We start from the raw sequence: 12,902 nt of genomic DNA on the forward strand, positions 1-12,902 counted from the left end.
GCGACAGACCCAATCGACCGAAACTGACTCATTGCACTGAACGGGGTCGTTTCGGCGTGAGGTATTTCAGCAGCCTGTTAAACGCCCAGCACCACGCCCACAAACACCGTGAAGCCCAGCCAGTGGTTGAGGCGAAAGGCCTTGAAACAGCCTTCGCGGGTGCGGCCCTTGATGAGGCTGTGGTGACCGGCCACCTGCGCGAGCGCCACCACCAGCATGGCGCTCCACACCCAGGGCTTCACGGTGTGCCACAGCGCCAGGGTCCAGATGGTCAAAAACACCAGATAGAAGGCCATCACCAGCGGCACATCGCGGTCGCCCAGTGTGATGGCTGAGGTCTTCATGCCGATCTTGAGGTCGTCGTCGCGGTCGACCATGGCGTACTCGGTGTCGTAAGCCAGCACCCAGAACAGGTTGCCCACCATCAACAACCAGGCCAGCGGCGGCACGCCGTGCCACACGCCCACCCAGAAGCCGGGCACGCTCCAAGGCGCTGCACCGCTGAACAGCTCCAGCGCCGGGCCACCGCGCACAGCCGCAAAAGCCATGGGAATGCCGAAGCTGAAAGCCACACCCAGCACTGCTTGCGGCATGGACACGACCCGCTTGGCGTAGGGGTAAAGCAGCGCCAGCACCAGCCCCAGGCCCGACCACACCACCGTGGCCAAATTGGTGGTGAGTGCGAGGGCAAAGGCCGCAGCGGCCAGCAGGGCGCCCACGCCCAGGGCCTCCCGCACGCCCAGACGCCCACTGGTGACAGGCCGCTGTGCGGTGCGTTTGACGTGTTTGTCGAACTCGCGGTCGGCCACGTCGTTGACGCAGCAGCCCGCACTGCGCATGAGAATGGTGCCGGCGAGAAAAACGCCCAGCAGGTGCCAGCCTGGAAACCCGCCTGCCGCCGCCCAAAGCGCCGAGAGCGAAGGCCATAGCAGCAGCAGCCAGCCAGCGGGCCGGTTCCAGCGGATCAGGTCCAGGTAAAGCGAGAGGCGAGAAGGCTTGGAGACAGAAACCGCAGTCATGACAGGCGCTTGACTCCCGGCAGTTCGCAGGCGTAGATGGCGTTGCGCAGTTCGGCAATGGCTTCGTAGCGCGTGAAGCTGCGCCGCCAGGCCAGCACCACGCGCCGTGTGGGCGCCTCGCCTTTGAACGGCAAATAGCGCACATACGACGAGTCGCCAAAGTCTTGGCCGGGGGTAAGCGAGCCTTCCAGCGCCGAGGAAGGCACCGACAAACGAGGCACCAGCGTCACGCCCATGCCGGCGGCCACCATGTGCTTGATGGTTTCCAGCGACGAACCTTCAAAGCTCTTGCGGATGCCTTCGGTGTCGCTGGAGAAGCGTGCGAACTCGGGGCAGACCTCCAGCACGTGGTCGCGAAAGCAATGGCCGGTGCCCAGCAGCAGCATGGTCTCGCGCTTGAGCTCTTCGTTGGTGATGTCTTTGTTTTTTGACAACGGGTGCGTGACCGGCACCGCCGCCAGGAAAGGCTCGTCGTACAACGGCGCAATGGCCAGGTTGGTGTCCGGAAACGGCTCGGCCAGGATGGCGCAATCGATCTCGCCCAGACGCAGCTGTTCCAGCAACTTGACGGTGAAGTTCTCCAGCAGCATCAGCGGCATTTGCGGCGTGCGGTCGATCACGTGACGCACCAGATCGGGCAGCAGATACGGGCCAATGGTGTAGATCACCCCCAGGCGCAGCGGGCCGGTGAGCGGATCTTTGCCGCGCTTGGCAATCTCCTTGATGCTGGCGGCTTGCTCCAGCACCGTTTGCGCCTGGCGCACGATCTCTTCGCCCAGCGGCGTGACGGCGATTTCGCTGGCGTTGCGCTCGAAGATCTTCACTTCAAGCTCTTCTTCCAGCTTCTTAATGGCCACAGACAGTGTGGGCTGCGACACAAAACAGGCTTCAGCCGCTTTGCCAAAGTGCTTTTCGCGCGCTACAGCCACGATGTATTTGAGTTCGGTGAGCGTCATGCTTCTATTGTGCCCCTATAGAAAGCAATGCCCCTACACCGCCTGCGACGCGGGGTGACTCAAGCCTTGAGGTATTCGGCCTTGGTGCCCAACCAGCGGGCAATGTGCTTTTCAGCCGCTTGTGGATGCTGCGCCAGCATGTGCACAGCGGCCTGTCGCGCCCAGTCCAACAGATGGCCATCGGTGGCCAGGTCGGCAAACCGCAACATGGCCGCGCCCGACTGCCGCGCCCCCAGAAACTCGCCCGGTCCGCGAATGTCCAGGTCGCGCCGGGCAATCTCAAAGCCGTCGTTGGTTTCAGCCATGGCTTTGAGGCGCTCGCGGGCGGTCTCGCCCAGGCGCCCACCGTCGGGCGGGGTGTAGAGCAACACACAGGCCGACGCCGCCGCGCCGCGTCCCACACGGCCGCGCAGCTGGTGCAGCTGGCTCAGGCCAAAGCGTTCGGCGTGCTCAATCACCATCAGGGAAGCGTTGGGCACGTCCACCCCCACTTCAATCACCGTGGTGGACACCAGCACCCCCATGTGCCCGGCGCTGAACAAGGCCATGACGGCCTTCTTCTCTGCCACCGGCATGCGCGAGTGCAGCAGCCCCACCAACACGCCCGCCGCTCCAGGCGGTTCGGCAGGGGCTTCAACCTCTTCGGCCAGCAACGGCAACGGCGCGGGCGCCACCGAGCCACGGTTCAGCGCCTCGCTCAGTTCGGCGTGGGTAGCGGTGGCGTTGGACAGGTCCAGCGCCTCGCTCTCTTCAATCAGCGGGCACACCCAATACACCTGCCGCCCTTGCGCCACCTGGGCGCGGATGCGCTCAATCACCTCATGGCGGCGCTGGTCCGACACCACCTTGGTGACGATGGGCGTGCGCCCTGGCGGCAACTCGTCGATGGTGGACACATCCAGGTCGGCGTAATAGCTCATGGCCAGCGTGCGCGGAATGGGTGTGGCGGTCATCATGAGCATATGGGGCTCTGCATGGGGCGCCCCCCCGTCGCTCGCTCGCTGCGCGTCGCCGCTCCGCCCCTCAAGGGGCAACGCTGGCGGCCTGGCAAAGCCAGCTCCGCGGCGTTCTGGGCTCAGCTCCCCCTCCGCTGCCGGGCTCATCTTGCTGCGCAGCGCCAGCCGCTGCGCGACGCCGAATCGGTGTTGCTCGTCGATGATCGCCAGCGCCAGGTTTTTGAACACCACCTGGTCCTGGATCACGGCGTGGGTGCCCACCACCAGCGCGGCTTCGCCGCTGGCAATGAGCGCCAGCATCTCGGTGCGCTGTTTTTTCTTCTGGCTGCCGGTGAGCCAGGCCACGCGTTTGCCCAAAGGGGTCAGCAAGGGCTCCAGCCAGCCAATGAGTTTGGCGAAATGCTGTTCGGCCAGGATTTCGGTGGGCGCCATCAGGGCGCACTGCCAGCCCGAGTCGATGGCAATGGCTGCCGCCAAGGCGGCCACCACGGTTTTGCCCGAACCCACGTCGCCCTGCAGCAGCCGGTGCATGGGCACGGGGCGCGCCAGGTCGCGGGCAATGTCTTCACCCACGCGGCGCTGCGCCGCCGTCAGTGCAAAGGGCAGCACCCCCAACAGCTGTTCGTGCAGGCCGCCAGGCGCGGTGCGCAGCGCCGGGGCGCGCAAGGCGTCGCGCTCGCGCTTGGCCGTCAGCTGCGACAGTTGCTGTGCCAGCAACTCCTCGGCTTTCAAACGTTGCCATGCCGGGTGGCTGCGGTCTTCTAGCGCGTCCAGCGACACGTCTGGCCCTGGCTGGTGCAGGTAGCGCAAGGCGTCGCGCAGCGTCCACGGCGCGCGCACCACCGCTTGCAAGCTGCCCAGCAGCTCGGGTGGCAGGGTTTCACTCAGGTCGGCCCGTGCCAACCCGCTCGCCACCACCTTGCGCAGATAAACCTGCGGCAGTTGAGCGCTGGTGGGATACACCGGCGTGAGCGCGTTGGGCAGCTCACCACCAGCGGCATGAAAAGCGGGGTGCATGATGGTGCGGCCCATGAAACCACCCCGGATTTCACCGCGCACCCGCACACGCGCGCCCACCGCCAGCGCTTTTTGGTGCGAGGGGTAGAAGCTGAAAAAGCGCAGCGTGCAGGTGTCCGAACCGTCGTCCAGCGTCACCAGCAGCTGGCGGCGTGGGCGCAGGGTGATCTCGCTGTGGGTCACCATGCCTTCCACCTGCACGGTCTGGCCCTCGCGCGCATCGGCCAGCCGCACGATGCGGGTTTCGTCCTCGTAGCGCAGCGGCAGGTGCAAGGCCAGGTCGATGCTGCGCACCAGGCCGAGCTTGTGCAGGGCTTTCTGCGGGGCAGAGAGCTCCTTGCGGGGGGTGGGCTTGGGCGCATCGGCTGGCATGGGACAATTCTGCCTGTCTTTTTATCCACCCTTTTCGGTCTTGTTCACCGACTTTTCTTGGAACGGGCCCTGTCCGGCCCTCAAGCAGCATGAACGCTTCATCTCCCGCCCCGACACGCCTCTTTGTGGTGGCCGACTTCGATTTCCAGCTGCCCGAACACCTGATCGCCCAGCACCCCGCCACCGAGCGCAGCGCCTCGCGCCTGCTGGACGCCACCGGCCCGCAGGCCGCAGACCGCATCTTTCGCGACCTGCCCAGCCTGCTGCAACCGGGCGACTTGCTGGTGTTCAACGACACCCAGGTCGTCAAGGCCCGGCTGTTTGGCGAGAAAGCCAGCGGCGGCAAATTCGAAATATTGATCGAACGCGTGCTGCTGCCGCACGAGGCGCTGGACGGCTCGGGACAAGAGGTGGTGGCGCACATCCGCGTGAGCAAAAAGCCGCAGCCCGGCGGCTTGCTGCACCTGGCCGGTGGGCTGAAGGGCGGTGGTTTTGATGCCGTGTTCCTGGGCCGCTGGCCCGACCAAAACGGCCAGCTCTTTCGCCTGCGCCTGCTGGGGGCCGCCGGTGAAACGCCCTACGAGCTGATGGCGCGCCACGGCCATGTGCCGCTGCCGCCTTACATCACGCACAACGACGACGCCGACGACGAACGCCGCTATCAGACCGTGTTTGCCCGCGTGCCCGGTGCCGTGGCCGCGCCCACCGCTGCGCTGCACTTTGACGAAGGCGTGCTGGCTGCCCTGCAAGCGCATGGCGTGCTGCGCGCCAGCGTCACGCTGCACGTGGGTGCAGGCACCTTTGCACCCATGAAAACCGAGCGGATCAGCGAGCACGTGATGCACCACGAGCGCTACGCCATTCCGCCGGAAACCCTGCGGGCCATTGCGGACTGCCGAGCCCGTGGGGGGCGCGTGGTAGCGGTAGGCACCACCACCGTGCGCACACTGGAAAGCTGGGCGCAAACCGGGCACACGCAGGGCGACACCAACATTTTCATCACGCCCGGGTTTGAATTTCGGGTGGTGGACCTGCTGGTGACCAACTTTCACCTGCCCAAGTCCACGCTGATGATGCTGGTGAGTGCGTTTGCCGGCTTTGAGCGGGTGATGGACCTGTACCACCACGCGGTAGCAAAGGGTTACCGCTTTTTCAGTTACGGCGACGCGATGCTGCTGCGGAAAATCTGACGCGCCTGCATCTGTTTAACGACAGCGCCAGCCACAAACTGGCAGGCACTCAAATTTTTGTAACGCTTTTTACCGAATTTCAGACGATGGCCGCGCTGAGCTGGGCACAATTCCTTCCCATCTCCCCACGCAGTCCAATGAGCGCCAATGTGATTGAAATTTTTGTACGCCTGGGCCTGGCCCTGCTGCTTTCGCTGAGCCTGGCCCTCTTGATGGCCTGGGGTTGGCACAGTTCTGACCCAGCCCCGTCCAGGGACCGTGCCCTGGTTGAAGCCAGCGCCAGCACAGCCCTGCCGAACTGAAACAGTAGCGCCCCAGCAGCCCGTGGGTCAACGGTACAGCTGGTTGTTTTCCACCCGCACCCGGTCACCCACCCGCACATGGGGCTGCGCGGCGTAGTCAAAGGTCCGCACCACACCGCCGTCCAGCTGCACGGTCACGCGGTAGATCTGGCTCGCGGTGGCTGGCCACTGGTTCTGTTCAATGGCATTGCCAATCAGTGCGCCGCCCACGACACCGGCCACGGTGGCAATGTCTTGCCCGCTGCCACCGCCAATCTGGTGCCCCAGCAAGCCCCCCACCAAACCACCCACCACTGCACCAGCACCGATGCCCGACGACGTTGGCTGCGTGTTGACCAGCTCAACCCCGGTGACACGCCCCCATTGGGCGACGGCGGCCGGGTAGGTCGTGACCGCAGGCAATGGGGCAGCAGGCCCCGGAAGGTTGGCGCACGCCGACACGGCGGCCACCAGGGCCAGTGTGGCCACCGACCTCAACGGTTTGAAATCGCGCACGGTACGCTCCTTGGATTCGTTTGCGCCGGATCAAGTCCGGGCGACCACCAGCGGTTAGGCTGGCACACCATGTTTGGCCCTTCCAGCGCCTTCACAAAACCTCTCATCTCATACCCCCCATGAAACCTTTGCTCCTGACCGCCATCACCGCCCTGAGCGCCGCCTGTGTGACGACCGCAGCCTCGGCCGCGCCCGGCGACGACGACGCGCTGCGCATGGCCAACGCACACGGCTGCATGGCCTGCCACCACGTGGAGCCGGGCGCCACAGGCCTGAATGGCGCTGCCCCCACTGGCCCGGCCTGGCGCGATGTAGCGGCGCGCTACAAGAGCGTGAAAGGCGCGCAACAACAGCTCACGGCCACCATCATGACCGGCTCCAGCCCCGCCAGCGCGGGCGCCAGCCCCTACAAAAACCACTGGGAAGGCAAGGTGAGTGGCCCCTACATGCCGTCTCACCGTGCCGCCATTGCCGAAGCGGACGCTGCCCGCCTGGTCGCCTGGATCCTGGCACTCGACGCGCCCCGGTAACAACCGGAGCGCCCGTCAGCGCGCCTGAATGCGGCTGATGTATTCGAGCAGCGTCAAGATGCGCGCCCGCACCACGGCAGGCTCGTCGTAGTGGCGCCGCGCTTCACGCAGCCGCTGCGCCTCTTCAATGCGGTATTCGCGGCCCCACACCGGCATGTCGCGCGTGCCGTGGCTGGGCACATTTGCGCCGTCCAGCACCTCGTACAACCGGTTCATGGGCAGCACGCCCTGGTTGTTCTTAGCCAGCAGAGTCAGGTCGGGCGGGCTGCGCTGCAGCAGGTTGCCCAGCGGGCCGTTGCCCTTGCCGTCCACCCCGTGGCAACTCGCGCAGTTGTCCATGTATTCGAGCTTGCCTGCGTCATACACAGCGGGCTGGGCCAGGGCTGCCGTGCCGCAAAACGCCAGGCCAACGGCCAGCAACACAGCGCGGCTGGCGGAACTCTTGGTGGGGTGACTCATGGGATGGCTCCTGTGATAGGTGTTTGGGACGTCTTGAAATGCCTTGCGAAGGGGTTGCGCCCGCAGGAAGCACCTCCACCGCAAACCAATCCTAGGATCGGCGTCCCACCGCCCCATTGACCGCGCTCAACGCGGCCCGGGAATGCGCGCAACGGTCGGGCCCCCAAGGCGTGCGGGGCCCGTCCGTACAATGCCGCGTTGCCTGGAGCCCCCTATGCTGAAATTTGACCTGCTGAAAACAGACGCCCCCGAGGGCGACTACCTGGGCAGCCATGCCCGCCGTGGCCGCCTCACACTCAACCACGGCGTGGTCGAAACCCCCATCTTCATGCCGGTGGGCACCTACGGCACAGTCAAGGGCGTGGCACCGTCAAGCCTGGAAGACATGGGCGCCCAGATCATCCTGGGCAACACCTTTCACCTCTGGATGCGCCCCGGCCAGGAGGTGATGAAAAGCTTCGGCGGCCTGCACGGTTTCGAAAAGTGGGACAAGCCCATCCTCACCGACTCGGGCGGCTTCCAGGTCTGGAGCCTGGGCGCCATGCGCAAGATCACCGAAGAAGGCGTGACCTTCGCCAGCCCGGTCAACGGCGACAAGCTGTTCATGTCGCCCGAGGTCAGCATGCAGATCCAGACCGGGCTGAACAGCGACATCGTCATGCAGCTCGACGAGTGCACGCCGTACGAGACCAACGGCCACCTCACCACCGAGCTTGAGGCGCGCAAGAGCATGGAGATGAGCCGGCGCTGGGCCGTGCGCTCCAAGGATGAATTCGCGCGACTGGAGAACCCCAACGCACTGTTCGGCATCGTGCAGGGCGGCATGTTTGAACACCTGCGCCAGGAGTCGCTGGATGCCCTGGTCGAGATGGACTTTCCCGGCTATGCCATCGGCGGCGTCAGCGTGGGCGAGCCCAAAGCCGAAATGCTGCAGATCATGGCGCACACGCCGCACCGCCTGCCGGCGCACAAGCCGCGCTACCTGATGGGCGTGGGCACGCCCGAAGACCTGGTGCAGGGCGTGGCCGACGGCGTGGACATGTTCGACTGCGTTATGCCCACGCGCAACGCGCGCAACGGCACGCTGTTCACCCGCTACGGCGACCTGAAGATCCGCAACGCCCGCCACAAGACCGACCACCAGCCGCTGGACACCACTTGCACCTGCTACGCCTGCGCGGGCCGGCCGCAGGACACACCCGCCGGGCGCACTGGCGTGAGCTGGGACGCGGGCGGGCGCGACGGTTTCAGCCGCGCCTACCTGCACCACCTGGACCGTTGCGGCGAAATGCTCGGGCCCATGCTGGCCACCATCCACAACCTGCACTACTACCTGAACCTCATGCGCGAAGTGCGCGAGGCACTGGACGCCGGGCGCTTCGGCGCCTTCCGTGCGCAGTTCAAGGCGGACCGCGCACGCGGCGTTTAAGCGACTGACGCGTTCGCGGCAGGCTTTGTGCCAAGCGCCCGTTTAAGCTGCGCGCCATGACCGCACCTACCGTTCCCCGCCACATCCTGCCCGTGCTGGTTGCGGCACAGTTTGCGGGCACCTCGCTGTGGTTCGCGGTCAACGCGGTCATGCCCGACTTGCAACGCGAATTGGGCTGGCCCGCCAGCGCCGTGGGGCCACTCACCTCGGCGCTGCAGTTCGGCTTCATTGTGGGCACGCTGGTGTTTGCGCTGCTCGCCATTGCCGACCGCTTTGCGCCGCGCCGGGTGTTTCTGTTTTGCGCGCTGGCGGGAGCCGCCTGCACGGTGGGCGCATGGGCCACGGTGACGCATTACGAGGCGCTGCTGGCCTGGCGCTTCCTCACGGGGGTGTTCCTGGCCGGCATCTACCCGGTGGGTATGAAGATTGCCGCCCAGTGGTACAACCGGCCCGGCGGCAGCGGGCTGGGTGCTGCGCTGGGCCTGCTCATTGGCGCGCTGGTGCTCGGTTCGGCCAGCGCCCATGCGCTGCGCGCGCTCAGCGGTGCCCTGCCCTGGCCCACCCTCATGCTCGGGGTGGCCGCGCTGGCGGCGGCGGGCGGGCTGCTGCTGTTTTTTGGCACCAGCGACCCTCCCCACGCCCATGCCCGCGTGACCACGCTGCAGTGGCTTGCGCTGGGCACGGTCTGGACCGACGCCCGCGTGCGCGCCTCGGTGCTGGGCTACTTCGGGCACATGTGGGAGCTGTACACCATGTGGGTGATGGTGCCGCTGGTGCTGGCCACGCGGCTGCAGGGCACAGACCTGTCGTGGGCCGCGTTCTGGGTGCTGGGCGCTGGCGCGGTGGGCTGCGCCGTGGGCGGCTGGGTGGCGCTGCGCTGGGGCAGCGCGCGGGTGGCCAGCACCCAGCTGGCCGTCAGCGGGCTCTGCTGCCTGGCCACGCCCTGGGTCATCGATGCGCCTGCGGCGCTGTTTTACGGCTGGCTGGTGCTGTGGGGTATCACCGTGGCGGGTGACTCGCCCCAGTTTTCAACGCTGACCGCCCGCAACGCGCCACCTCAGGCGGTAGGCAGTGTGCTCACGCTCACCAACAGCATGGGCTTTGCGCTCTCCATCGTGAGCATCTTGCTGTTTGTTTCCCTCGCAGAAACCGTGAGCCTGGGGGCGCTGCTGCCCTGGCTGGCGCTGGGCCCGGCGCTGGGGCTGTGGGCCATGCGCCAGCTGGTGCGCGAGGAACGGCGCCCACGACCCTGAAAAGCGCTCAAGGGTGGGTCAGGCGAAAGGTTCGGAGCACATCGTTCAAACGCGAAGCCTGCGGCTGTAGCCACGCTCTGCTCTACCAATGCGGTGCCTGTGCGCCCTGCACTTCGCCACCACCCACCCTGTCCAGCATGGCGCTCAATGTCCTGGATGGCGCCTGCGGACGGCCCACTCGGGCCTGTCCGGCGGCCGTTTCTAGGCTCAATGAGGGAAACGAGGGCCATCGGGCCCAAAATGGCACAAAAATCCAACAGTCTTGAAACCAAGAGACCCGTCTGACAGCCCTCACCGGCATCAGGCCTGCGCGCCATAAACGGCACATCAGCAGAATCTATCCCCCCTGTACACAAAGGTCACACCTATCCCATTGACGACGGACCGCAGGCAGCTCTGCACCATGGCACGCCAGGGGCACAGGCCGTGCGGGCACCGGACATGTGCTTGCCGGACTTCAGCGGCCCGGGGCGCAAGGCTGAAGTGACCCACATGGGGGACAACGCACCCATCGCTTTTGTGTCGGGCGAACGCAAGGTGTGCCAGCTGGTGGCCAAAGGGCTGATGAACAAGGCAATTCGCAACGCGCCAGATGGCGGCGCGGTGGCCATGTTGAACCTGCTGGTGCAAACAACCCCCGCCAATTGAACGGGCCTTGTAAAACCGGCTCAGAGCCTGCTATTTGCGTCCGGCCCACAGCGCACGGGCTTGCCGCTGGCGAACGGCTTGTGCACCGGCGCGATGCCCAAGGCTGGCATGATGTCGGGCTTGCCCAAAAAAATGGGCCCCTATTTTTTCTGCTTTGCACGCCTCCATGAACGCCACCGCCGACAACTCCCCCGCCAACGACACGCCAGACAACGCAGCCCCAGCGGCCACCGAAGCCCGCGCGGCAACACCCGGCGGCTCCCCACGCGGGCAGCGCCCCAACCGCGGACGCCGGCCACAGCGCCCAGCCACCGAGCGCGCCGCAGGGCCGGTGCCCGCGCGCCAGCACCCGGTGCTGGACCAACTGGCCACCCTGGTGCCGGTGCTGTTTGGCGAGACGCTGCTGCCGCTCAAGCGCGGCATTTTTGAAGACCTGCTGGCCGCCCACCCCGAAGCACTGGACAAAGAGAGCCTAAAGGCCGCGCTGGGTTTGCACGCGCGCTCCACGCGCTACCTCACGGTGGTCGCCTCGGGCTTGCCGCGCCACGACCTGAGCGGCCAGCCGGTGGAAGACCTGACCCCCGAACAGGTGCACCACGCGTTGATTGAGGTGTTTCGCCGCCGTGGCGCCCGCAGCCGCGAAGACCTGCGCCCCAAGCTGCGCCAGCGCATCTTGCAGGCGTATGAAGCCTCGGGCCTGCCGCGCGACGAGTACGCCCAGCGCGTGCACGGCCGAGACGAAGAGGTGAACCAACTCACCAGCGACGCACTGGCCGAGGCCGCCAGCCGCGCCGCACGCGAAGAAGCGCTGTTGCGGGCCTTTGACGCCAGCGGCAAAACCCTGGAAGCCTTTGCCGACATGTACGGCATGCATGTGCTGGACGCCAACCGCACCCTGGAGCGGGCGCGCGCCAGGCTGGCGCGGCACGCCGCAGCCCAGGCCACGGCCGCAACGGCCAGCGAAACCACCGACGCTGCACCCGAGACGACAACACCTGCCCCATGACCCCGAGCCCGCCCGCTGCCACTGCCGAATCGCCCTACGCGTGGTTCAGGCTGGTGGTGTCGCTGGCGCTGATGACGCTGGGTGGCGCAGGCATGTATTCGGTCACGGTGGTGCTGCCACGCATCCAGGCCGACTTTGACGTCGCTCGTGGCGACGCCTCGTTGCCCTACACGCTCACCATGGTGGGCTTCGGCGTGGGCGGCATCCTCATGGGCCGACTGTCCGACCGCTTTGGCGTGATGGTGCCGGTGCTCGGTGGCGCAGTGGGTCTGGGCCTGGGTTTCATTGCCGCGGGCGCTGCGCAGAGCCTGTGGCAGTTCAGCCTGGCGCAGGGCATCCTGATCGGGCTGCTGGGCACCTCGGCCACCTTTGCGCCGCTGGTGGCCGACACCTCGCGCTGGTTCACCCGCCGCCGGGGTATCGCGCTGGCCATCTGCATGAGCGGCAACTACCTTGCGGGTGCCATTTGGCCGCCGGTGATCCAGCACTTCATCGACAACGGCGGCTGGCGCCAGGCCTACACCGGCATTGGCGTTTTTTGCCTGCTGGTGATGCTGCCGCTGGCGCTGGTGTTGCGCCGCAGAGCGCCCGAGCTGCCGCCCCCTGAGGTGGCCACGCCCAGCCAGCCCGGCGCCACCCGGAACGACGCACGGCCACTGGGCATGTCGCCGGGCACACTGCAAGCCCTGCTGTGCGTGGCCGGCGTGTCGTGCTGCGTGGCCATGTCGATGCCGCAGGTGCACATCGTGGCCTATTGCACCGACCTGGGCTTTGGCGCCGCACGCGGTGCTGAAATGCTGTCGGTCATGCTCGGCATGGGCATCGCCAGCCGGCTCATCTCGGGCTGGATCTCGGACCACATTGGCGGCCTGCGCACCCTGCTACTGGGCTCGGTGCTGCAAGGCGTGGCGCTGCTCATGTTTCTGCCCTTCGACGGCCTGGTGCCGCTCTACCTGATCTCGGGCATGTTTGGCCTGTTTCAGGGCGGCATTGTGCCGAGCTACGCGCTGATCGTACGCGAACACTTCGCACCCGCCCAGGCCGGTGCGCGGGTGGGCACGGTGCTCATGGCCACGCTGTTTGGCATGGCGTTGGGCGGCTGGATGTCGGGGGCCATCTTCGACCTGACCGGCTCCTACCAGGCCGCGTTCATCAACGGCATCGGCTTCAACCTGCTCAATATCGGCATCGTGCTGTTTCTGCTGAAGCGGGCCCGCGCCAGCGGAATCGGCCTGGGCCGTGCCAGGCTCAAACCTGCCCAGGCCTGATG

The 12,902-nt window shown here is 66.4% G+C and carries 13 protein-coding genes; 8 read left to right on the forward strand and 5 right to left on the reverse strand.

What is annotated here, in order from left to right:
- Positions 1 to 77: 77 nt before the first annotated feature.
- Genes ACTG4K_RS17545 through recG form a run of 3 tightly spaced genes read right to left on the reverse strand, consistent with a single transcriptional unit; the run spans position 78 to position 4,320 of the window.
- Positions 78 to 1,019, reverse strand: coding sequence for a 4-hydroxybenzoate octaprenyltransferase (locus ACTG4K_RS17545; protein WP_439115512.1), 942 nt, complete (start codon positions 1,017 to 1,019; stop codon positions 78 to 80).
- Positions 1,016 to 1,975, reverse strand: coding sequence for a LysR substrate-binding domain-containing protein (locus tag ACTG4K_RS17550; protein WP_439115513.1), 960 nt, complete (start codon positions 1,973 to 1,975; stop codon positions 1,016 to 1,018). Before ACTG4K_RS17550 ends, ACTG4K_RS17545 begins: the two co-directional genes overlap by 4 nt.
- 59 nt (positions 1,976 to 2,034) lie before the next feature.
- On the reverse strand, positions 2,035 to 4,320 hold the full coding sequence (recG, locus tag ACTG4K_RS17555) for an ATP-dependent DNA helicase RecG (protein WP_439115514.1): 2,286 nt from the start codon (positions 4,318 to 4,320) through the stop codon (positions 2,035 to 2,037).
- Positions 4,321 to 4,409: 89 nt separating this feature from the next.
- On the opposite strand from recG, the gene queA reads away from it, so the two are divergent.
- Both queA and ACTG4K_RS17565 read left to right on the forward strand, forming a co-directional pair.
- A complete protein-coding gene (gene queA / locus ACTG4K_RS17560; protein WP_439115515.1) occupies positions 4,410 to 5,510 on the forward strand; it encodes a tRNA preQ1(34) S-adenosylmethionine ribosyltransferase-isomerase QueA in 1,101 nt (366 codons plus the stop codon).
- A 149-nt stretch (positions 5,511 to 5,659) separates the two neighbouring features.
- Positions 5,660 to 5,812 carry a hypothetical protein gene (locus ACTG4K_RS17565; RefSeq protein ID WP_439115516.1) on the forward strand — a complete coding sequence of 51 codons (153 nt, stop codon included), beginning with the start codon at positions 5,660 to 5,662 and terminating at the stop codon, positions 5,810 to 5,812.
- A 27-nt stretch (positions 5,813 to 5,839) separates the two neighbouring features.
- Here ACTG4K_RS17565 and ACTG4K_RS17570 read toward each other — a convergent pair whose 3' ends face one another.
- Positions 5,840 to 6,307 (reverse strand): glycine zipper 2TM domain-containing protein, encoded by a 468-nt coding sequence (locus ACTG4K_RS17570; RefSeq protein WP_439115517.1) that lies wholly within the window; start codon positions 6,305 to 6,307, stop codon positions 5,840 to 5,842.
- Positions 6,308 to 6,426: 119 nt separating this feature from the next.
- Between ACTG4K_RS17570 and ACTG4K_RS17575 the strand changes: the two genes are divergently transcribed.
- The gene (locus ACTG4K_RS17575; RefSeq protein WP_439115518.1) at positions 6,427 to 6,837 is read left to right on the forward strand and encodes a c-type cytochrome; all 411 of its coding nucleotides are present in this window, start codon (positions 6,427 to 6,429) and stop codon (positions 6,835 to 6,837) included.
- 15 nt (positions 6,838 to 6,852) lie between these two features.
- Here the strand turns inward: ACTG4K_RS17575 and ACTG4K_RS17580 are convergent, their stop codons facing one another.
- Positions 6,853 to 7,296, reverse strand: a complete 444-nt coding sequence (locus ACTG4K_RS17580) for a c-type cytochrome (protein ID WP_439115519.1) — start codon at positions 7,294 to 7,296, stop codon at positions 6,853 to 6,855.
- 214 nt (positions 7,297 to 7,510) lie between these two features.
- On the opposite strand from ACTG4K_RS17580, the gene tgt reads away from it, so the two are divergent.
- The 5 genes from tgt to ACTG4K_RS17605 all read left to right on the forward strand — a co-directional run bounded on the left by tgt (position 7,511) and on the right by ACTG4K_RS17605 (position 12,900).
- Positions 7,511 to 8,725 (forward strand): tRNA guanosine(34) transglycosylase Tgt, encoded by a 1,215-nt coding sequence (tgt, locus tag ACTG4K_RS17585; protein ID WP_439115520.1) that lies wholly within the window; start codon positions 7,511 to 7,513, stop codon positions 8,723 to 8,725.
- Positions 8,726 to 8,781: 56 nt separating this feature from the next.
- A complete protein-coding gene (locus ACTG4K_RS17590; protein ID WP_439115521.1) occupies positions 8,782 to 9,978 on the forward strand; it encodes an MFS transporter in 1,197 nt (398 codons plus the stop codon).
- A 441-nt stretch (positions 9,979 to 10,419) separates the two neighbouring features.
- The gene (locus tag ACTG4K_RS17595; protein WP_439115522.1) at positions 10,420 to 10,626 is read left to right on the forward strand and encodes a hypothetical protein; all 207 of its coding nucleotides are present in this window, start codon (positions 10,420 to 10,422) and stop codon (positions 10,624 to 10,626) included.
- A 166-nt stretch (positions 10,627 to 10,792) separates the two neighbouring features.
- Entirely contained in the window at positions 10,793 to 11,632 is an 840-nt protein-coding gene (locus ACTG4K_RS17600; RefSeq protein WP_439115523.1) for a ProQ/FINO family protein, read from the forward strand.
- The gene (locus ACTG4K_RS17605) at positions 11,629 to 12,900 is read left to right on the forward strand and encodes an MFS transporter (protein ID WP_439115524.1); all 1,272 of its coding nucleotides are present in this window, start codon (positions 11,629 to 11,631) and stop codon (positions 12,898 to 12,900) included. The genes ACTG4K_RS17600 and ACTG4K_RS17605 overlap by 4 nt, the downstream gene beginning before the upstream one ends.
- Positions 12,901 to 12,902 lie beyond the last annotated feature (2 nt).

The organism is Hydrogenophaga sp. (genome assembly GCF_965657535.1).
Classification (GTDB): Bacteria; Pseudomonadota; Gammaproteobacteria; order Burkholderiales; family Burkholderiaceae_C; genus Hydrogenophaga.